General features: G+C 67.6%; 20 protein-coding genes. 6 read left to right on the top strand and 14 right to left on the bottom strand.

The annotated features are described in order from the left end of the window. Positions 1–135 precede the first annotated feature (135 nt). Genes KVS69_RS06260 through hemF form a run of 4 tightly spaced genes read left to right on the top strand, consistent with a single transcriptional unit; the run spans position 136 to position 4,496 of the window. Positions 136–2,502: a S9 family peptidase gene (locus KVS69_RS06260; protein ID WP_217537504.1), complete on the top strand. Its 2,367-nt coding sequence runs from the start codon at positions 136–138 to the stop codon at positions 2,500–2,502. Beyond that, positions 2,499–2,918, top strand: a complete 420-nt coding sequence (locus KVS69_RS06255; RefSeq protein ID WP_093532641.1) for an NUDIX domain-containing protein — start codon at positions 2,499–2,501, stop codon at positions 2,916–2,918. The genes KVS69_RS06260 and KVS69_RS06255 overlap by 4 nt, the downstream gene beginning before the upstream one ends. Positions 2,919–2,945: 27 nt before the next feature. Then, the gene (locus KVS69_RS06250; RefSeq protein WP_068847817.1) at positions 2,946–3,551 is read left to right on the top strand and encodes a tetraspanin family protein; all 606 of its coding nucleotides are present in this window, start codon (positions 2,946–2,948) and stop codon (positions 3,549–3,551) included. A 39-nt stretch (positions 3,552–3,590) separates the two neighbouring features. Further along, a complete protein-coding gene (hemF, locus tag KVS69_RS06245; protein WP_217537503.1) occupies positions 3,591–4,496 on the top strand; it encodes an oxygen-dependent coproporphyrinogen oxidase in 906 nt (301 codons plus the stop codon). A gap of 42 nt (positions 4,497–4,538) precedes the next feature. Here hemF and KVS69_RS06240 read toward each other — a convergent pair whose 3' ends face one another. From KVS69_RS06240 to polA, 3 genes are all read right to left on the bottom strand, one after another. Beyond that, complete coding sequence (locus tag KVS69_RS06240) at positions 4,539–5,111, bottom strand: hypothetical protein (protein WP_217537502.1); 573 nt, start codon at positions 5,109–5,111, stop codon at positions 4,539–4,541. Between the two features lie 155 nt (positions 5,112–5,266). Beyond that, positions 5,267–5,743 (bottom strand): YetF domain-containing protein, encoded by a 477-nt coding sequence (locus KVS69_RS06235; RefSeq protein ID WP_217537501.1) that lies wholly within the window; start codon positions 5,741–5,743, stop codon positions 5,267–5,269. 334 nt (positions 5,744–6,077) lie between these two features. Further along, entirely contained in the window at positions 6,078–8,849 is a 2,772-nt protein-coding gene (polA, locus tag KVS69_RS06230; protein ID WP_217537500.1) for a DNA polymerase I, read from the bottom strand. A gap of 97 nt (positions 8,850–8,946) precedes the next feature. On the opposite strand from polA, the gene KVS69_RS06225 reads away from it, so the two are divergent. Together KVS69_RS06225 and KVS69_RS06220 are read left to right on the top strand one after the other, a co-directional pair. Further along, a complete protein-coding gene (locus tag KVS69_RS06225; RefSeq protein WP_068847828.1) occupies positions 8,947–9,234 on the top strand; it encodes a DUF2782 domain-containing protein in 288 nt (95 codons plus the stop codon). A 19-nt stretch (positions 9,235–9,253) separates the two neighbouring features. After that, positions 9,254–9,493, top strand: coding sequence for a hypothetical protein (locus tag KVS69_RS06220; RefSeq protein WP_068854463.1), 240 nt, complete (start codon positions 9,254–9,256; stop codon positions 9,491–9,493). A 1-nt stretch (position 9,494) separates the two neighbouring features. Here KVS69_RS06220 and KVS69_RS06215 read toward each other — a convergent pair whose 3' ends face one another. The 11 genes from KVS69_RS06215 to KVS69_RS06165 form a co-directional block, all read right to left on the bottom strand. Then, positions 9,495–9,941, bottom strand: a complete 447-nt coding sequence (locus KVS69_RS06215) for a universal stress protein (RefSeq protein ID WP_068847830.1) — start codon at positions 9,939–9,941, stop codon at positions 9,495–9,497. Between the two features lie 71 nt (positions 9,942–10,012). Then, positions 10,013–11,374, bottom strand: coding sequence for a hypothetical protein (locus KVS69_RS06210; protein WP_217537499.1), 1,362 nt, complete (start codon positions 11,372–11,374; stop codon positions 10,013–10,015). Between the two features lie 49 nt (positions 11,375–11,423). After that, the gene (locus KVS69_RS06205; RefSeq protein ID WP_217537498.1) at positions 11,424–11,705 is read right to left on the bottom strand and encodes a hypothetical protein; all 282 of its coding nucleotides are present in this window, start codon (positions 11,703–11,705) and stop codon (positions 11,424–11,426) included. Between the two features lie 217 nt (positions 11,706–11,922). Beyond that, positions 11,923–12,477 (bottom strand): hypothetical protein, encoded by a 555-nt coding sequence (locus KVS69_RS06200; protein ID WP_217537497.1) that lies wholly within the window; start codon positions 12,475–12,477, stop codon positions 11,923–11,925. Positions 12,478–12,528: 51 nt separating this feature from the next. Beyond that, entirely contained in the window at positions 12,529–12,852 is a 324-nt protein-coding gene (locus tag KVS69_RS06195) for a low molecular weight protein tyrosine phosphatase family protein (protein WP_095363267.1), read from the bottom strand. A 15-nt stretch (positions 12,853–12,867) separates the two neighbouring features. Beyond that, entirely contained in the window at positions 12,868–15,060 is a 2,193-nt protein-coding gene (uvrD, locus tag KVS69_RS06190; RefSeq protein WP_217537496.1) for a DNA helicase II, read from the bottom strand. Positions 15,061–15,122: 62 nt separating this feature from the next. Continuing rightward, positions 15,123–16,538: an FAD/NAD(P)-binding protein gene (locus KVS69_RS06185; protein ID WP_217537495.1), complete on the bottom strand. Its 1,416-nt coding sequence runs from the start codon at positions 16,536–16,538 to the stop codon at positions 15,123–15,125. Between the two features lie 21 nt (positions 16,539–16,559). Then, a complete protein-coding gene (gene cls / locus KVS69_RS06180; protein WP_068847847.1) occupies positions 16,560–17,978 on the bottom strand; it encodes a cardiolipin synthase in 1,419 nt (472 codons plus the stop codon). A gap of 120 nt (positions 17,979–18,098) precedes the next feature. After that, positions 18,099–18,266 carry a 50S ribosomal protein L33 gene (gene rpmG, locus KVS69_RS06175; protein ID WP_170272460.1) on the bottom strand — a complete coding sequence of 56 codons (168 nt, stop codon included), beginning with the start codon at positions 18,264–18,266 and terminating at the stop codon, positions 18,099–18,101. Positions 18,267–18,276: 10 nt separating this feature from the next. Then, positions 18,277–18,513 (bottom strand): 50S ribosomal protein L28, encoded by a 237-nt coding sequence (gene rpmB / locus KVS69_RS06170; protein WP_005411638.1) that lies wholly within the window; start codon positions 18,511–18,513, stop codon positions 18,277–18,279. Positions 18,514–18,948: 435 nt separating this feature from the next. Further along, positions 18,949–19,443: a hypothetical protein gene (locus KVS69_RS06165; protein WP_217537494.1), complete on the bottom strand. Its 495-nt coding sequence runs from the start codon at positions 19,441–19,443 to the stop codon at positions 18,949–18,951. Positions 19,444–19,476: the final 33 nt, after the last annotated feature.

The following is a 19,476-nucleotide window of genomic DNA, read 5'->3' as shown; positions in this document are numbered from 1 at the left end:
GGGCGCGCCGAAGGCGCGGGGTATAGGAAGAAATGCCCCGCACAGGTCATGGGCGCAGCCCATGACCTGTGGCCCCCTCCCGCGCGCGTTGCGGCTGCTACGCTTGGCGGGTTTTCCTTTACGGTGCTGCCCGCAATGCCCAGAACGCTGCCCTTGTCCCTGCTGCTGCTCGCCGCCCTCGGCGGCGCGGCCCACGCGGCACCGACGCCGATCACCATCGAACAGGCCATGGCCGACCCGGACTGGATCGGTCCGCCGGTCGAGAGCGCCTGGTGGTCGTGGAACAGCCAGCAGGTGGAGTACCAGCTCAAGCGCACCGGCAGCCCGGTCCGCGATACCTTCCGCCAGCCGATCAACGGCGGTACTGCCACCCAGGTCGCCGATGACCAGCGCGGCAGCCTGGATGTGGACGCCCCGGTGTACGACAGCGCCCGCCAGCGCAGCGTGTTCGTGCGCAACGGCGACGTGTTCCTGCGCGACCTGCGCAGCGGCGCGCTGACCCAGCTCACCCGCAGCACCGAGAAGGCCAGCGCGGTCAACTTCGCCCGCGACGGCGGGGTCATCTGGCGCACCGGCCAGAACTGGTTCCACTGGACCGCCGCCGGTGGCGTGCAGCAGGTGGCCAGCCTGAAGGCCGAAAAGAACCCGGACGATGCGCCCAAGGCCGACGTGCTGCGCGACCAGCAGCTGCGCACCCTGGCCACGCTGCGCAACGACCGCGCCCAGCGCGACGCACTGAAGGAGCAGGAAGCCAGCTGGCGCCGCGCCGACAGCACCCGCGCGCCGGGCCCGGTGTACCTGGGCGCCGATGTGGAGATCGTCGACAGCGCGCTGTCGCCCGATGCCCGCAGCCTGATCGTGGTGACCAAGCCGAAGGGCTTCGACGAAGGCCGCGGCGGCAAGATGCCCAAGTACGTGACCGAATCGGGCTACGAGGAGTTCGAGGACACCCGTACCCGCGTGGGCCGCAACGACCCGGAACCGAACGCGCTGTGGCTGGTCGACGCCGTCACCGGCACGGTCAAGCCGCTGTCGCTGGACAGCCTGCCGGGCATCGGCACCGACCCGCTGGCCGCGCTGCGCAAGGCCGCCGGCAAGGACGCGCTGAAGGGCAGCCGCCCGGTGCAGGTGCTGGGTGGCCCCGGCGCGCCGGGCGTGCGCTGGAGCGCCGATGGCCAGCAGGCCGCGATCCTGCTGCGCGCCAACGACAACAAGGACCGCTGGATCGCCAGCGTCAGCCCGGCCGAGGCCAGGCTGCAGACCCGCCACCGCCTCACCGACGCGGCGTGGATCAACTGGAGCTTCAACGATTTCGGCTGGTCCAACGACAACCGCACGCTGTGGCTGCTGTCCGAAGAGTCCGGCTACTCGCACCTGTACACCCAGCAGGGCGCGGCCAAGCCGCAGGCGCTGACCGGTGGCAAGTGGGAGACCTCGATGCCGGTGCCCAGCGCCGATGGCCGTGGCTTCTACGTGCTGTGCAACCAGCAGGCCCCGGGCGACTACGAGGTGTGCGCGGTGGATACCGCTTCGCGCCAGGTGCGTGAGCTGACCTCGCTCAACGGCGTGGAAGACTTCTCGCTGTCCCCGGACGGCCAGCAGCTGCTGGTGCGCTACTCCGGCGCCTACCTGCCGGCGCAGTTGGCGGTGGTGCCCACCGCGGGCGGCCAGGCCAAGGTGCTGACCGACACCCGCACTGCCGCCTTCAAGGCCCGCGAGTGGATCCAGCCCAAGCTGGTGCAGGTGCCTTCGAAGCACGGCGCGGGCGTGGTCTGGGCCAAGTACTACGGCCCGGAGAACCTGGAGCCGGGCAGGAAGTACCCGATCGCCATGTTCGTGCACGGCGCCGGTTACCTGCAGAACGTGCACCAGCGCTACCCGGCCTACTTCCGCGAGCAGATGTTCCACAACCTGCTGGTGCAGCAGGGCTACGTGGTGCTGGACATGGATTACCGCGGCAGCGAGGGCTACGGCCGCGACTGGCGCACGGCGATCTACCGCAACATGGGCCACCCGGAACTGGAAGACTACAAGGACGGCCTGGACTGGCTGGTGGCCACCCAGCAGGGTGACCGCGACCATGCCGGCATCTACGGCGGCTCCTACGGCGGCTTCATGACCTTCATGGCGCTGTTCCGTTCGCCGGGCACCTTCAAGGCCGGCGCCGCGCTGCGCCCGGTGGTGGATTGGCACCAGTACAACCACGGCTACACCGCCAACATCCTCAACACCCCGGACATCGACCCGGAGGCCTACCGGGTCTCCTCGCCGATCGAATATGCCGAGGGCCTGCAGGACCACCTGCTGATCGCGCACGGGATGATGGACGACAACGTGTTCTTCCAGGACTCGGTCAACCTCACCCAGAAGCTGATCGAGCTGCACAAGGACAACTGGAGCATCGCGCCCTACCCGCTGGAACGCCACGGCTACGTGCGCGCCGATTCCTGGCTGGACCAGTACAAGCGCATCCTCAAGCTGTTCGAAGAGAACCTGAAGTGAGCCACGACGCGGCGACGATACGGATCGTCGCCGCGGTCATCACCGATGCCGCCCAGCGCGTGCTGGTGGTGCGCAAGCACGGCTCGGCGGTGTTCATCCAGCCGGGCGGCAAGCCCGAGCCGGGCGAGGCACCGCTGGCCGCGCTGGCGCGCGAGCTGGACGAGGAACTGGGCGTGCAGCTGGACCCCGCCACGGCGGTGCCGCTGGGCGCCTACAGCGACTGGGCGGTGCATGAAACCGGCTGCCGGGTGCACGCCGAGGCCTGGTGGGTACAGGTGCTGGGCACCCCACAGGCACGGGCGGAGATCGCCGAACTGGCCTGGGTGCCGTTGCAGCCACCGCACGGGCGCCGCTTGGCACCGTTGAGCGAAGACCATATCCTGCCGGCGGCCGCGCGCGTGATCGCGCCGGGCTGACCCCACCGCACACTGCCAGGACACCGGATGTCTTCGATTACGCCCCCGCTGCTGCCCGTTGCCCATCCGCGCCCGAAGGGGGATGGCACCCCGACCTTTCTTGCCCCGCTGGCCAAGTCGGTGTTGGTGGTGTGCATCGTGTCGGCCGTGTGCTGGGCCGGTGGCGCGGTGCTCGCCGCGCTGCTCGCCCAGTCGGCCTGGTTGAAGGACCTGCTGGACGGCGCCGACCTGTCCTGGATGCCGTCGTCGCTGCGCTGGTTCGGCCGGCATGCGGTGGCGGTGAACGTGGGCATGCTGGTCCTTTCCCTGGTGGGGGCTGCGGCATGTTGGGGCCTGCTGCGGCGCAACCGCTGGGCGCTGTGGACCTTCATCGTGCTGCTGGTGGTCACCGCGCTGCTGAACTTCGTCGGTGCGTGGGTGATCGACGAGGTATTCCGCCAGCTGATCGTGCACCTGCCGCCGCACGCAGACGCCGATGCCGGCCAGCTGCGCCGCGACCTGCAGATGCAGCGCGTGATCTACACCGGCCTGACCGTGCTCACCGCGCTGGCGTTCGCCGCACTGCACGCCTGGCTGGTGGCACGCGTGCTGCGCCCGGACGTGCGGCGATGGTTCGCCGCAAAGGCCCCGTAGACCGAGGCCTGCCTCGCTGCCCTGCGGTAAAGTAGCCGCATGAACGAATTCGAGCGTGTACGCAGCTACCTGACCGACCTGCAGGACCGCATCTGCGGCGCGGTCGAAACCGCCGACGGCCAGGCCCGCTTCACCGAAGATCTCTGGCAGCGCGCCGAGGGCGGCGGTGGCCGTACCCGCATCCTGCGCGATGGCGCGGTGTTCGAGCAGGCCGGTATCGGCTTCTCCGATGTTTCCGGCACGCGTCTGCCGCCGTCGGCCTCGGCAAACCGGCCGGAGCTGGCTGGCGCCTCGTGGCGCGCCACCGGCGTGTCGCTGGTGTTCCACCCGCTCAATCCGTACCTGCCCACCACCCACGCCAACGTGCGCTACTTCAGCGCCGAGCGTGATGGGCAGCAGGTCGCGTCCTGGTTCGGCGGCGGCTTCGACCTGACCCCGTTCTACCCGTTCGACGAGGACGTGCAGCAGTGGCACCAGGCCGCCCACGACCTGTGCGCCCCGTTCGGCGAAGAGCGCTATGCGGCGCACAAGCGCTGGTGCGACGAGTATTTCTTCCTGCGCCACCGCAATGAAACGCGCGGCGTGGGCGGGCTGTTCTTCGACGACCTGCACGGCGACTTCGAACGCGACTTCGCCTACCTGCGCGCGGTGGGCGATGGCTTCCTGCAGGCGTACCTGCCGATCGTGGAACGCCGCAAGCACACCCCGTACGGCGAACGCGAGCGCGAGTTCCAGCTGTACCGGCGGGGCCGGTACGTGGAGTTCAACCTGGTGTACGACCGCGGCACGCTGTTCGGGCTGCAGAGCGGCGGGCGCAGCGAAAGCATCCTGATGAGCCTGCCGCCGCGCGTGCGCTGGGAGTACGGGTTCCAGCCCGAGCCCGGCAGCGCCGAAGCGCGTCTGGGCGATTACCTGGTGCCGCGCGACTGGGTGGCGGGGGCGTAGCGCGGGCGGGTTACGAGGGGCGCAGCCACGCAGGGCGTGGCGCTACGGGCGTTGGAGCATGGCCGCGTACTCGGCCTGCAATTTCGGCAGCTTTTTCGCGTAGTGCAGGTAATTGCGTTCGGCCATGGATCTGTCTTCGCTGGCGCTGTCATCGAACAATCCGCCACCGCAGAAGTTGCGCAGCACCTGGTGGCGAACGAAGCGGTCCACAGCATCCTCGAGCATGATGTCGTGGGCCTTGACCAGCTTGATTTCATTGCGCGAGATGCGTTTCAGCAGCTTGTTCAGTTCGCGGGCCTGGACCTGCGGGTGTTCGGGGGCGGTGGACGCATACGCGTACGACGGCGAGGACGATGCGCCCGGCTCGTTGGCGACGTTCTGTGGAATGGCGCGCGAGTCCGGCAGTCGTCTTGAGGCGTCCTGCCCCGCCGCCTGGGCGTAAGTGGGCAGTCCCCCGTCTGGCCCGATGACCTGGTCATACGTCGGAGGCGTATCGTCCGTATGCGGCGTATCGTTCCCGTGCAGAACTGCACCCGGGCGTTCCAGATAGACAGAGACCCACCGCCGGGTCGTGGTGCTCGATGAGAGCGTAGTGGTAACGGCATCAAGGGGCATCGCAGGGCATCTCCATTGCGCGGGCCGACCGGAAGGCGGCCGCTGATACCGGCGATTCCAGCAGCAGGCTGCCGGCTGCGCTTCCAGGTTTCGATCGTTGGCGGCCGACGGTACACGGGCGAGGATGACCAGCCTGGGCCGGCCAACGGCCGGCGCTACCGCTTCTGCGTCACGATGGTGATGTGGCCGTTGATTTCCAGCAGCGCCATGGAGACCTCGCTGATGTGTGCGCAGCCCTGCTGGCGCATGGCCGCTTCCACGTCGGCACGGGTGACCAGTTCACGCCGCAGCACCGAGTCCAGCAGCTTGCCGTCGCGGGCGATCAGCACCGGTTCGCCTTCCACCAGCGCTTCAACGCGGCGGCTGCGCTGGCTCAGCCAGCCCACACCGTAGTTCAGGGAGATCAGGGTGGCCGCCAGCAGCAGGCCGCCGCCGAGCGAGGTGTCCTTGCCCAGCAGCGCGTTCTGCACCGCGTTGCCCAGCAGCACGATCAGCAGCACGTCGAACGGGGTGATCTGGCCCAGGGCGCGCTTGCCCGACAGGCGGACCATGCCGAGCACGACCACATACACCACGACGGCGCGCAGGATGAATTCCCACCAGGGCATGGCCAGGTCGAACAGGTCGCTCATGCGAGCCCCGCAGAAGAGAGAGTGCCTGAAGCATACGGGTAGCGCCGGCCGTTGGCCGGACTCCTGAAAATAAAAAGCCCCGCCGACCAGGGGGAGGTCAGCGGGGCCGGGGAACGGGCGCTTGGGGAGGAGCCCCCGTTCCGAGATCTGCTCCAGGGGATGGGAGAGATCCACAACAGGCATTGCGCCTGTCGAGGTCTATAAAAGCACCTCGAACATTGATAGTTCGTGAAGGGCGCCAATTAATACTGCGGTGAAACCTAAAACATTCATCGAAGAGTCAGTTTATCGACCCGCAATGAACCAATTCAGCTTATTCAACGTGACTCGCGTCTCAATGTGCCTCATCCCAGTTATCTCCTACTCCGGCATCCACCACCAGCGGGACGCGTAATTGAGCTGAAGACGACATAAGCTCGACCACCTGCGTGCGCAAGGTTTCCAGAAACTCGCTTTCGGTTTCGAATACCAGTTCATCGTGCACCTGCAGAATCATCCGGGCGCGGCCGCCCTGGCCCTGCAGCCAGTCGTCCACCTTCACCATGGCCCGTTTGATGATGTCCGCGGCAGTGCCCTGCATGGGTGCATTGATCGCCGCGCGCTCGGCGCCGGCGCGCAGGCCCTGGTTGCGCGCGTGAATATCGTTCAGATACAGCCGGCGGCCTTCGATGGTTTCCACATACCCCTGGTCGCGGGCCTGCTGGCGCATGCGCTCCATGAAGTCGCGCACGCCGGGGTAGCGACTGAAGTACAGCGCCACGTAATCCTGCGCCTGGCCCCGGTCGATGCCCAGGTTACGGGCCAGCCCGAACGCGCTCATGCCGTACATCAGGCCGAAGTTGATGGCCTTGGCGGCGCGGCGCTCGTTCGGGGTGACCTCGTCCAGCGCGCGGCTGAATACCTCGGCCGCCGTGGCACGGTGCACATCGACGCCCTGTTCGAACGCGCGCACCAGGCCCGGGTCCTCGGACAGGTGGGCCATGATCCGCAGCTCGATCTGCGAGTAATCGCAGGCCAGCAGCTTGTGCCCCGGCGGGGCCACGAAGGCGCGGCGGATGCGGCGGCCGTCCTCGGTGCGGATCGGGATGTTCTGCAGGTTCGGGTCCGACGAGGACAGCCGGCCGGTGGCCGCGCCGGACTGGTGGTAGCTGGTGTGGACCCGGCCGGTGTCGGGGTTGACCATCTCCGGCAGCTTGTCGGTGTAGGTGCTGCGCAGCTTGGCCAGCCCGCGGTACTCCAGGATCACCCGCGGCAGCTCGTGCTGTTCGGCGATCGCCTCCAGCGCCTCTTCGTTGGTGCTGGGCTGGCCTTTGGGGGTCTTCACCAGCGCGGGCAGCTTCAGCTCGTCGAACAGCACCGCCTGCAGCTGCTTGGGCGAGTCCAGGCTGAAGGTGCGCCCGGCCAGTTCGGTGGCCTTCTGCTGGGCGGCCAGCATGCGCGCGCCCAGGTCCTGGCTCTGCCGGCGCAGCTCGGCGCTGTCGATGTACACGCCGTTGGCTTCGATCCGGGCCAGCACCGGCACCAGCGGCATTTCGATGCTGCGGTACACGTTGTCCAGCGCGGCCGATTCCAGCAGTTGCGGGTGCAGCACGCGGTGCAGGCGCAGGGTGATGTCGGCATCTTCGGCCGCATAGCGGCTGGCTTCGTCCAGCCCTACCTGGGAGAACGGAATCTGCTTGGCCCCCTTGCCGGCGACGTCCTCGAACTTGATCGTGGTGTAGCCGAGGTAGCGCATCGCCAGCGAATCCATGTCGTGGCGGGTGGCGGTGGAATTGAGCACGAAGCTTTCGAGCATGGTGTCATCGTGGTAGCCCTTCACGTCCACGCCGTGCCGGCGCAGCACGTGCAGGTCGTACTTGCCGTGCTGGCCCACCTTCTTCTTTTGCGGGTTCTCGAGCAAAGGCCGCAGCGCATCAAGCACCTGCTGGCGCGGCAGCTGGGCAGGGGCGCCGGGGTAGTCATGCCCGACCGGAATGTAGGCCGCACGGCCCGGCTCGACCGCCAGGCTGATGCCGACCAGGTTGGCGCGCATGGCATCGAGCGCGTCGGTCTCGGTGTCGAAGGCGATCAGCTCGGCGGCCTCGGCGCGGGCCACCCAGGCCTGCAGCTGTTCGGGGGTGAGCACGGTCTCGTATTCGCCCGGGGCCGACAGGGCCGCATCCAGGGCCGGGGCCGGCTCGCTGGCCGCGCCGCGCGCGTAGCCCGCAGCGGTGCCGCGCAGGCTCACCGGCGCATCGCTGGCCGCCGCAGTGGCCGGGACCGGGCCACCCAGCTCCTTCAGCGCCTGGGTGAAGCCGTAGCGCAGGTAGAGCTCGCCCAGTGTCGGCACATCCGGATCGCGCAGCGCCAGGGTCTGCGGGGTGGCGTCCAGCGCCACGTCGGTGCGGATGGTGACCAGTTCGCGGTTCAGCGGCAGGCGCTCCAGCGCGGCACGCAGGTTTTCGCCGATCTTGCCCTTCATGCCAGGCGCGGCGGCCATCACCCCGTCCAGGGTCTGGTACTCGGCCAGCCACTTGGCGGCCGTCTTGGGGCCGCACTTCTCCACGCCGGGCACGTTGTCCACGGCGTCGCCCATCAGCGCCAGCAGGTCGACGATCTGGTCGGCGCGCACGCCGAACTTGTCCATCACGGTAGCGTCCGAATCCATGCGGCTGCCGGTCATGGTGTTGACCAGCTCAATGCCCGGGCGGACCAGCTGGGCGAAGTCCTTGTCGCCGGTGGAGATGGTGACGGTCATCCCGTCGCGGTGGCCCTGCAGCGCCAGCGTGCCGATCACATCGTCGGCTTCCACGCCCGGAATGCGCAGGATGGTCAGGCCCAGCGCCTCGACGATCTGGCACATCGGCTCGATCTGCGGGCGCAGGTCGTCGGGCATCGGCGGCCGATTGGCCTTGTAGTCGGCGTACAGGTCGTCACGGAAGGTCTTGCCCGGCGCGTCGACCACGAAGGCCACGTACTCGGGGCGCTCCTTCAGGGTGGCGCGCAGCATGTTGACCACACCGAACAGCGCGCCGGTGGGTTCACCGGCAGCGTTGGTCAGCGGCGGAAGCGCGTGGAACGCGCGATACAGGTAACTGGACCCGTCAATCAGGACTAATCGGCTCATGCGACGATTCTACGCGCCCCGCTGGGGCCATTCCCGGCACCGGCATCACGGGGCATCGGGCATAATCCAGACTCCCCCGACCCAGGAACCGTGGCCCATGAAAACTCTGCTGCTGGCTGGACTGCTTGTGCTGGCGGGTTGTGCCACCACGGGCGGCGGCGCTGGCGTGCCCCCGGTCGATGTGCGGGGCGCCGATATCGCCAAGCGCGTGATGGACAACGGCGATGTGATCGAGGAGTACCGGGTCAGTGGCCAGTTGCGCATGGTCAAGGTCACACCCTCGCGTGGTGCGCCGTACTACATGTACGAAGGCAGCCAGCACGGCGGCGTGGACCGGAGCAAGGATGGCACCTCGCCGGTGTACTGGAAGCTCTACAGCTGGTGAGTTGGCCCTGCCGTACCCGATGACGACTCCTGAACGACGCAAACCCATCGACCCCGCCGCCCTGCGTGCGGGGCTGAATGACGAGCAGCGCCAAGCCGTGGACACCCTGGAGCATTTCGGCTGGTCGCTGCGCTTCGTACGCCGGCCGCTGTTCCGCGACCCGATCCCGGTGCTGTTCGACCGGGCCGGGGAACGCTACGTGGTGGTGCAGCCCGACGGCAGCCTGGACGAGTCCATGGCGTTGAAGCTGCGCCCCTAGATCATCGGATGACCAGCACCGGCACGGTGCTGCGTGCGAGCACTTCGGCGGTCTGGCTGCCGAGCAGGACCCGGGTCACGCCGCGGCGGCCGTGCGAGGTCATCACGATCAGGTCGCTGTTGCGTTCCATGGCCGTGTCGATGATGCCGTCGGCGGCATAGCGGTCCAGCACGTGCACGGTGGTGGCGCGCAGGCCCTGCGCTTCGCAGGCGGCCTTGGCCGGCGCCAGCACTTTCTCTGCGGTCTCTTCGCGGTCGGCCTTGTACTCAGGGCTGTTCATGTAGCCCACGCTCCAGCCCATGGCGTCATACATGCCGACGGCCCAAGGCTCGGAGACAGTGACGATATCGATTTCGGCGTTGAGGTCGCGGGCCAGTTCCAGCCCCTTGAGCAGGCCCTTTTCGGACAGCTCGGAGCCATCGGTGGCAATCAGGATCCGCTTGTACATGGCACGCTCCTTGGCTAAGGCAGTGGGGACACCATTGCACACCCGGCGTGGAGAGCGTGCCTTGAGGCGGATCAATCCGGGCGGTCGGCCGGGGCGCGGAGCATGGCCTGCGCGGCGTTGGTGAGTTCCTGCCGGACCCTCGCCGCGCGGTCGGGATCGGCCTGCACCCAGTCGGCGATCTGCGCCGGATCGAACCGTGCGAGCAGGGCGTCGCGGCGGCGGAGCAGGTGTGCGGCCAGCTCGGCTGCCGTGGGCCACGCCGACGCCGCCCCGGCAGGGCCTTCCGGCCAGTGGCGCTCGATGACGGCGGTGAGCGCAGACAGCGGCAGCAGCCCCAGCCGGTAGCCCATTTCGGCAAGCGTATCGGCCACGGCAGGATCGAGGGCGAGCGGTGGCCGGAACAAGCTGGCGATGCTCTCGGACTGGAACCCGTAGGGCCACGCAGTAACGTCCTGCAATGGCCCACAATCGCCACATATGGCGTCGAAATGACCGACGTTGCTGACATATGAAAGAGGAACAGGGAACAACGACGGTGGCCGTTGGGCGATGGCCACCGCTTGGCTGGCCGCTTTGGGCAGCATCGCGCCCGTCTGGAGGTCGCGGAACCCGAGCGGCCCGCAGGCGCCGAAATCCAGCGACATGCCCACCCGCACCCCGTTCCGGAGGGTGTAGCCGAAGTTCTCCAGCCGGTAGTTGAGCTGGTCCCAGTTGCACAACCAGCGCGAGGCGATGAAATGACGCAGCTGTTCGCAGCGCAGCGGTCGCGGCAGCAGGCGGTTCATCGCGTCCAGCGCGTTGAACCGGCGCTGGTCGTTGGCGGCATGCTGTTGGGCGTCCTCGCCGCGCAGTGCCCACCACTCGACACCGGCGTCGTTCAGCAGCCTGGCGTTGTCGGATACGGCCTGCGCATGGTCGGTCCGCAGCGCCTCGTAGGTGCTGCGCGCTGAAGGATCGGCTGCCGCGACCAGCGCCGCAGCCGCGTCACTGACCAGGAAATCGCCGAGGTCCTGGAAGTCCGCCTCGAAGCGTGAGCCGACATGCCGGGACCCGGTCGGCAGGCCCTCGACGGCCGCCACCAGCCCAGTGTCGGGAGCGACCAGCCCGGTGAGCTGGAACAGTTTGCCCAGCGTGACTTCCATGGCGCTGCAGGTGGCGTCGGCCGTTGCCTTCACCCGCCAGCACTCGTCGCCCCGGGTGACGATCATGGCCGGCTGGCTGCCCGCTCCCCGCCAGGGCCGCGCTGGACAGTCGGCCAGATCGAGCATCTGCGGCACCCGGGCCGGTGCGTTGTGCAGATGTGACACCACCAACGCCGGCAGCGACCGGCGCGGCGTGCGGGCCGGCTCTGGAATGCCGGCAAGGGAAGGAAGCGAAGAGGTCCGCTGGATCGCGCTGGTGATCAAGGCCCGTGCCACGGCTGGAGTGGGCACGGACACTATCAGTGTTCGGCCCGCCCGCCGCTCGGACTGGTTGCAAAGCTCACTGCGGGAGGGGCGAACGCCGGCGCGGCGGACGTGTGCGGGTCAGCAGCAGCGCTACCGCCGCGACCGCCGCCGCAGTCACCCAGAAGCCCCACCCCTGCAGCAGCAGATCACGCGCTGCACTGGGCGGGGTGCAGCGCATCCGCAGCAGGTCCAGGCTGCCGCCGCTGTCCAGGCAGGCGGCAGCATGTTCGAACAGGGCCAGCACCGGTGCCGCCCAGCCCGCCGACAGCGTCAGCGCGACCAATGCAGCCATCAGGTACGGGATTCCCTTGTTCATGTGTGTGCTCCCAGCAGACAGCGCCAGACTCTGGGCGCACGACCGGGGACCGACAAGCGGCACGCGACGAAGCGGGGGAAAACGGGGATGAGTCGCGTTCGAGCGGCGGTAGAGCCGACTGTCAGTCGGCTGCTCTCCCGTCGAATGCGCGGCCAATGGGGTGGTTGCCCCATTGCCCGGTTGCTGCGTTGCCGACCAACGGTCGGCGCTACCGGGATCAGGCGATCTTGATTACCCGTGCGCCCTGGCACAGCGGGTAGGTCGCCACCAGCTCGGCGATGCGCTCGCGCAGGGTCTCGAACGAAGCGCCATACAGGTACAGCGCGGTTTCGCTCGGGCCCTGCCACCAGCTGCAGACTTCGCCGTGGCCGTCGATGCGTTCCACGATCTGGTCGAACACATAGTTCGAATCGCACTGCTCGTAGACCTCGTCGGGCAGGTCGGTGCCGTTGAGGTACAGGCCCAGGCCTTCGGTGATGCCGAACGAAACGTCGGGCTCGCCTTCGCGCTGGATCAGCGAACCCTTGGGGGCGCCGAGCTGTTCGAGCAGTTCGATGACGGTCGGCAATGCGGCCGCGTCATGCAGCTGGATTTCCAGGTCGCCGTATTCCACCTCGCCCTCTTCGCTCAGCGCGGTGCCACCCCCCATGATTTCGCCGATGCCGGCTGCTTCAAGCATCGCCTCGAGCGGGTCTTCGAACAGCTGCAGGCGGTGCTCGGGCTGGAGCCGGGCATTGAGTTTGACGTTGATGGCGACGGGGGTGGTGGACATGGGGATACCTGGAATCTGGTGGGAAATTGTAGCGCCACGCCCTGCGTGGCCCTACAGGTGCGGAACTACCTTCTTTTTCAGCAGCTCCACCAGCTCCGACTGCATGAAGTCGTAGTCATCGGGAATATCGAGGCAGATCACCCGTTTCCCGTTCAACCACTGCCGGTGCCGGCTGGCCAGCCGCGTGCGGTGCGCCCGCTCCATCACGAAGATGACATCCGCCCATTGCAGCAGCTCCGGGCTGACCGGCACATCCGCATCGGCGAGCACGCCGGCCGAGGCGGTTTCCACGCCCGGCCAGTCGGCGAATACCTGCTCGGCCGTGGGGCTGCGCAGGCGATTCTGGCTGCAGAGGAAGAGCACATGGCGGGTCATCCGTGACACGCCCGCTCAGATCACGGTGAGGTTGGCGTAGGCCATCACCAGCCACTTGCTGCCGGCCTCGGCGAACTCTACCTGCACGCGCGCGTGCGCGCCGCTGCCTTCATAGTCGGTGACCATGCCTTCGCCGAACTTTGCATGGGTGACCATCGCGCCCAGCTTGAGCGGCGGCGCTTCCATCGCGGCGTGGCCGGCCGGGCGGCTGGCGCCGAGCGAGGCACCCCGCGAGACCTGCACCTTGGGGCGCACTTCGTTGAGCAGCTCACGCGGGATCTCGCGCAGGAAGCGCGAGGGCACATTGTAGTTTTCCTGGCCGTGGATGCGGCGCGATTCGGCGTAGCTGAGCACCAGCTTCTGGCGCGCGCGGGTGATGCCCACGTACGCCAGGCGGCGCTCCTCTTCCAACCGGCCGCTTTCTTCCAGCGAACGCGCGCTGGGGAACAGGCCGTCTTCCATGCCAGCCAGGAACACCAGCGGGAATTCCAGGCCCTTGGCCGAATGCAGGGTCATCAGCTGCACCCCCTCTTCGCCCGCCTGGGCCTGGCCTTCGCCGGCTTCCAGCGAGGCGTAGGACAGGAAGGCGACCAGCTCACTCATGTTTTCCGCGCCTTCCTCGACGTCGTCCTCGCGCCGGGTGAAGCGCGAGGCCACCGAGACCAGTTCGTCCAGGTTGTCCGCGCGCGATTCCGAATCCAGCGCGTTGCGGCTTTCCTTCGACCAGTGCTCGCGCAGGCCGGAACGGATCAGCACATGGTCGATGCGTTCGGCCAGCGTCATGTCACCGGCTTCATGGTGCAGCTGGTTCACCAGGCTGAGGAAACCAGCCAGCGCGTTGCGCGCGCGGGCGGCCAGCTCGTTGCCCTGGGTGGTGAGCATGGTCGCTTCCCACAGCGAGATCGCCTGGTGGCGCGCCAACCGGCGCACTTCATCCAGGGTGCGGTCGCCGATGCCACGCGTGGGCGTGTTGACCGCGCGCTCGAAGGCGGCGTCGTCGTTGCGGTTGGTCATCAGCCGCAGGTACGCCAGCGCATCCTTGATTTCGGCGCGCTCGAAGAAGCGCATGCCGCCGTACACACGGTACGGCACCTGCTCGGAGAGCAGCGCTTCTTCAAAGGCCCGCGACTGCGCGTTGCTGCGGTAGAGCACGGCGGCGTCGCCGTAACTGCCACCGTCGCGCACCCACTGGCGTGCGCGCTCGACCACGTAACGCGCCTCGTCCATTTCGTTGTAGGCCGCGTACAGGTCGATGGGCTCGCCATCGCCGCTGTCGGTCCACAGCTCCTTGCCGATCCGGTCCGGGTTGTGCGCGATCACCGCATTGGCCGCACCCAGGATGTTGGCGCTGGAGCGGTAGTTCTGCTCCAGGCGCACGGTCTGCGCGCCCGGGAAATCCTTCAGGAAGCGCTGTACGTTCTCGACCTTGGCGCCGCGCCAGCCGTAGATGGCCTGGTCATCGTCGCCGACCACGAACACGTGGCCGCTGTCGCCGGCCAGCACGCGCACGAAGGCATACTGGATGGCGTTGGTGTCCTGGAACTCGTCCACCAGGATCTCGCGGAAACGCGAGCGGTAGTGGGCCAGCAGCGCCGGATTGTCGCGCAGCAGTTCGTGCGCGCGCAGCAGCAGCTCGGCAAAGTCGACCAGGCCGGCGCGGTCGCAGCGTTCCTGGTAGGCCGCGTAGGCCTGGCGCATGGTTTCCAGCCAGGCATCGTTCGGCTCGGGTTGGATGTGCTGCGGGCGGCGGCCTTCGTCCTTCTGTTCGTTGATCCACCAGGCTATCTGCTTGGGCGGATGCTTGCTGTCGTCGATTTCCAGCTGCTGCACCACGCGCTTGACCAGCCGCAGCTGGTCGTCCGAATCCAGCACCTGGAAGCTGTCGGGCAGCTTGGCTTCCTGGTAGTGCAGGCGCAGCAGGCGATGGGCCAGGCCGTGGAAGGTGCCGATCCACGCGCCACGGCTGCCCTGCGGCAGCTGCACGTCGATGCGGTGGCGCATTTCGCCGGCGGCCTTGTTGGTGAAGGTCACCGCAAAAATGCCGTGCATGGGCACGCCGCAGACTTCGTTGAGCCAGGCGATGCGGTGGATCAGTACGCGGGTCTTGCCGGAACCGGCACCGGCAAGCACCAGATGGTGGCCGGGCGGGGCGGACACAGCTTCGCGCTGAGCGGGGTTGAGCCCGTCGAGCAGGTGGGAGACATCCATGCGCCCATTTTACCCCGCCCGCCGCCGCACGGGGGCGGCGCGCGCAACCCGTTCACGGTAGGTCACGACCGTTGGTCGTGACGCATCAACGCGGCCGTTGCCGCCTGGTGGGCCTGCACACGCAGTTCCGGAATGGCCAGGCTTTCCCACAAGGTGCCGATACGCAGGCTGCCGACGACCTGCACGCCCGGCTGCAGCCTGCCCTGCCCGTCCAGCAGGAAACCCGCACTGTCACTGTCCAACCCCAGCCCATGCGGGCCCGGACGCGCATGGCCATCGGCCAGCAGCTGCTGCAACAGCGGGTTGCGCATGGCCAGCGCGCGGGTTTCCACGCCGGTGGCGTTGATTACGGCGCCCACATTCAACGGCGGCAGGCCACCCGCGGCGCCGTGTGCATGCAGCTGCAGGGTGCTGTCCAGCACCAGCAGCGCATCCAGCCGCGCGCGGTGGCGCTGCAGTTGGCCCGATTCCTCCAGTTCGGCCAGCTGCGCATGTACCGTTTCGGCAATGCGGTGGCGGTGCACGTCCCAGTACCGCACCACGTGGCGCAAGAAACGGCGCTGGTCAGCTGCATCAAGTCCCTGCCACAGCGCCTGGCCCAGTGGACGGATGCGGTCCATCACGCCCTGCCAAGGAATACCCTTCGCCGCTGCGTCGCGCACATGGCCGCGCAGCGCGCGCATGCGGGCGCGCAATGGCATCGCCAGCAGCGGCTGGGGATCGAACTTGGCGATGCCGCCGTGCGCATGCGGCAGTGGCAGCAGCGCGTGCCGCGACAGCACGTGGATCCGGCCGCGATGACCCGCCGTGGCTAATGCCACCACGCTGTCGGCCATGCTCAGGCCCGAGCCGATGATGGCCACGTCGTCATCGCCGGCCAACAGGCGCACGCCGTCGTAATCCCACGCATCCACCACGCGGCCGGGCGGCAGGGCCTCGGCACCGGGCGTGGGCAACGGGCGCATGCTGTTGCCGCAGGCCAGCACCACCTGGCGTGACTGCCATTGCTGGCCATCGGCCAGTCGCAACACGTTCCGTGGCGTGCCCGGCTGCAGCGCGATAACCGGCACGTGCACCACGTGCAGCGTCGCCGGGCTCTGCGCCTGCGCTTCTGCAAGGCGATGCTGCAGGTACGCCGCGTAATGGCGGCGCGGAACGAACGTCTCGGTCAGTACGTCGCGCGGGACGCCTGGCAGTGCATCGGCCTGCAGCAGGTAGTCGACGAAATCACCCGGCTGTTCGGGCAGGCCGCTCATCTTGCCGGCCGGCACGTTGAGCAGGTGCTCCGGCCACGGCGTGGCGTAGGCAATGCCTTGGGCCAGCGTGGACGCGGGCTCGAACAGGACCACCTGCACGGGCGCGGTGGCGCCGCGCAGCGCGTTGAGCGCGACCAGCACGCCGGCCGCACCGCCGCCGATGATGGCCAGGTCGGCCTGGAGCATGGGTTCGGAGTCGGTCATGGCCGCATTGTAGGACATGCGCCCGCAACGCCCCGTGCGCTACATCAGCGCATCGGCCAGCCGCGCGATGCCTTCGCGGCTGCGTCGCCACGCAGGCCGCAGCCGCCACGCCTTCAGGTCGAGCTGGCGCGACTGCCGCAGGTAGTCGTCTTCGATCTCGATCAACTGTCGTACCAGCCCCCGGTCGTAGCAGAGCATGCCGATCTCGGCGTTGAGCGCGAACGAGCGGATGTCCAGGTTGATCGACCCGACCAGCGCGATGTCCTCGTCCACGGTGAGGTGCTTGGCATGCAGGAAATGCGGTTCGTACAGCGCAACGCGCACGCCGGCGCGCAGCAGTTCGTCGTAGTACGCCTCCTGCGCCCAGGCGGTGAGGTGCTGGTTGTTGCTGGCCGACAGGATCAGCTGCACCTGCACGCCCGACAGCGCGGCGATGCGCAGCGCACTCAACGTGGCCTCGTCGGGGACGAAGTACGGGGTGACCAGCACGATGCGGCGGCGTGCCAGGTGGATCAGCGCATTCACCGCGTCGCGCGCGTTGCTGAAGGGATAGGCCGGGCCACTGGGCAGCAGCTGGGTGGGCACGTCATCGGCGCAGACCGGCTCGACCATCATCACCTCCAGGCGCTGGCCGGTTTCCATGTACCAGTCGCTGGCGAACACCGCCTCCAGGTGGGCGACTGCGGGGCCGCGCACCCGCGCCACCAGTTCGCGGTTGGGGTAGCCGGGCACGAAGCCGGGCTGGGCCAGGTTCTGCGAACCGATGTAGCCGACCCGGTTGTCGATCACCGCGATCTTGCGGTGGTTGCGCAGGTCCATCCGCCCGCTGCGGCGCCAGCGCAGCCCGCCGGGCAGCATGGCGCGCACGTCCACGCCCAGCGCCTGCAGGCGGTGGCGGTAGCGGCGCAGGCCACGCTTGGCACCCACCGCATCCAGCAGCAGGCGGCAGTGCACGCCGCGTGCGGCGGCGCGCTGCAGCGCCTGCACCACCGCTTCGCCCACCGCGTCGTCGAACATCAGGTAGTACAGCAGGTGCACGCGGTCGCGGGCCTGGTCGATATCGTCGATCAGCGCCTGCAGCGAGGCGTCGTAGTCGGTCAGCAGCTCCACCGCGTTGCCGTGCACGGGCATGAAGTCGCCCTGGCGCTCGATCAGCGGCACCATTTCGGCGGTGGCGGTATCGGGCACCGGGTTCCAGCGCAGCGGCGGCTGCAGCGCCTGCTCCTCGCGGATCACCTGGGAGGCCTCGGCCTGGCGCTGCACGCGCTGGCGCGACAGCCAGGGGTGGCCGAACAGCAGGTACAGCGGCAGGCCCAGCAGGGGCACGAAGCCGACCAGCAGCAGCCAGCTGCGCGCGGCGCCGGGCGTGGTGCGGCTGGGAATCCAGAACAGCGCGGCCAGCCGGATCAGCCAGTCCAGCATCAACAACCATGAACCCAGCAGCCATTCGAACAGCATCGGTTCGCCCGTTTGGGGGTGTGCCGGCATTCTGCCATGGCCGGCGTGCACGCCCACGGAAACGAAAAAACCCGCCGTGAGGCGGGTTCTTCGTTGGCCATCGAGCAACCCCGTGAGGGATTACTTGATCTTGCCTTCCTTGTACGGGACGTGCTTGCGCACGACCGGATCGTACTTCGAGAATTCCATCTTCCCGGGGGTGTTCTTCTTGTTCTTGTCGGTCGTGTAGAAGTGACCGGTACCGGCGGTCGAAATCATACGGACCTTATCGCGCTTGCCTGCCATGATCGTCTACTCCTCAGACCTTTTCGCCGCGCGCACGCAGCTCAGCCAGAACGGAATCGATGCCGTTCTTGTCGATGGTGCGCAGTGCATGCGCGGAAACACGAAGCTTGACCCAGCGGTTTTCGCTGGCGACCCAGAAGCGGCGCTCGTGCAGGTTGGGCAGGAAACGACGACGGGTCTTGTTGTTGGCGTGCGAGACGTTGTTACCCGTCTGCACTCGCTTGCCGGAAACTTGGCATACGCGGGACATTGCGCACCTCGATGAAAGTATGTGTCAGCCCATAGCCCGGGCGACGGCGGCCTCGGCGGTTTCCCGCCACACGTCATGAGAATCAAAGGGTTACGCTGACGAGGGCAGACCGGATGACGTGTTCCCGGCCACCAATCCGGACAAATCCGGACACAGCGAGCCGCGCATTATGCACGCGCAGCCCCTGCAAGGCAAGGCTTATCCACAGCAAAACCCTGAACGGTGGCGCTCTTGCCCCTGTACCGGGGCGCGCCCGCGTGACATGATTTCACCAAGTGCTGCTGATCGGGACCCGGCGACGGGATAGTAGCGCTGCGAAGGCGGACTTGGTCCGTTCTTTCCTCAGCCATCGGCGGGATAGGCGAAAGCCAACGCGTTTCACTTTCACCGAGACCGTAATTCCAAGGCACCCCAGCGATGGGGTGCCTTTTTTATTCAGGGTCGCGGAATGCCCAGCTTGCTTGCCAACACTTTCTGGACCCGGAACAACCCCTGACCGCGCGGGAGCACCATGCCCTGCCAGTCGCGGTTGTAGGCGCTCACCACCCAGACGCGCACGCGGTTCTGCCGCTCACGTCTCGATATCCGGGTCCAGATGATGTCGCCATGGCCCAGGTCGGTGCAGAAGTACTGTTCCTGTGGCTCGCCACCCACGCTACGGACATGCCGCCGCACCGAAGCGTCGAAGAAGGGCCCACGCATGAAGGCTGCGACAGTGTGACTGAGCTGGTATCGCTTCACGCAGAAATAGCGCTCCTCGGCATGATGCGGGAAGCACGGTCCCCTGCCCTTCTGGTCGGTGAAGACATGGAAGCTGAAGTTCACGTCCACATCGACAAGGACGCCGTGCACCCTCACCTTCACCGAGAACGGATCCAGATGGCGCAGGTCATATCGGAGATTACCCGCAAAGAAAGTACCGTAGGACAACGTCTGCTGCCTTGAGCGCAGTTCCAGCCAGTG

The sequence above is a fragment of the Stenotrophomonas sp. GbtcB23 genome (genome assembly GCF_019091045.1).
Lineage (GTDB): Bacteria > Pseudomonadota > Gammaproteobacteria > Xanthomonadales > Xanthomonadaceae > Stenotrophomonas > Stenotrophomonas rhizophila_A.
The sequence above is the reverse complement of the archived record's forward strand: the minus strand, read 5'-3'. Positions and strand labels throughout refer to the sequence as shown.

Coding starts and splice junctions, on each gene's coding strand:
- uvrD (WP_217537496.1), bottom strand. CDS start 15,060: ATGGATGTCTCCCACCTGCTCGACGGGCTCAACCCCGCTCAGCGCGAA.
- KVS69_RS06195 (WP_095363267.1), bottom strand. CDS start 12,852: ATGACCCGCCATGTGCTCTTCCTCTGCAGCCAGAATCGCCTGCGCAGC.
- KVS69_RS06200 (WP_217537497.1), bottom strand. CDS start 12,477: ATGTCCACCACCCCCGTCGCCATCAACGTCAAACTCAATGCCCGGCTC.
- hemF (WP_217537503.1), top strand. CDS start 3,591: ATGAACGAATTCGAGCGTGTACGCAGCTACCTGACCGACCTGCAGGAC.
- cls (WP_068847847.1), bottom strand. CDS start 17,978: ATGCTGTTCGAATGGCTGCTGGGTTCATGGTTGTTGATGCTGGACTGG.
- polA (WP_217537500.1), bottom strand. CDS start 8,849: ATGAGCCGATTAGTCCTGATTGACGGGTCCAGTTACCTGTATCGCGCG.
- KVS69_RS06235 (WP_217537501.1), bottom strand. CDS start 5,743: ATGAGCGACCTGTTCGACCTGGCCATGCCCTGGTGGGAATTCATCCTG.
- KVS69_RS06225 (WP_068847828.1), top strand. CDS start 8,947: ATGAAAACTCTGCTGCTGGCTGGACTGCTTGTGCTGGCGGGTTGTGCC.
- KVS69_RS06260 (WP_217537504.1), top strand. CDS start 136: ATGCCCAGAACGCTGCCCTTGTCCCTGCTGCTGCTCGCCGCCCTCGGC.
- KVS69_RS06185 (WP_217537495.1), bottom strand. CDS start 16,538: ATGTCCTACAATGCGGCCATGACCGACTCCGAACCCATGCTCCAGGCC.
- KVS69_RS06240 (WP_217537502.1), bottom strand. CDS start 5,111: ATGCCCCTTGATGCCGTTACCACTACGCTCTCATCGAGCACCACGACC.
- KVS69_RS06205 (WP_217537498.1), bottom strand. CDS start 11,705: ATGAACAAGGGAATCCCGTACCTGATGGCTGCATTGGTCGCGCTGACG.
- KVS69_RS06220 (WP_068854463.1), top strand. CDS start 9,254: ATGACGACTCCTGAACGACGCAAACCCATCGACCCCGCCGCCCTGCGT.
- rpmB (WP_005411638.1), bottom strand. CDS start 18,513: ATGTCCCGCGTATGCCAAGTTTCCGGCAAGCGAGTGCAGACGGGTAAC.
- KVS69_RS06250 (WP_068847817.1), top strand. CDS start 2,946: ATGTCTTCGATTACGCCCCCGCTGCTGCCCGTTGCCCATCCGCGCCCG.
- KVS69_RS06215 (WP_068847830.1), bottom strand. CDS start 9,941: ATGTACAAGCGGATCCTGATTGCCACCGATGGCTCCGAGCTGTCCGAA.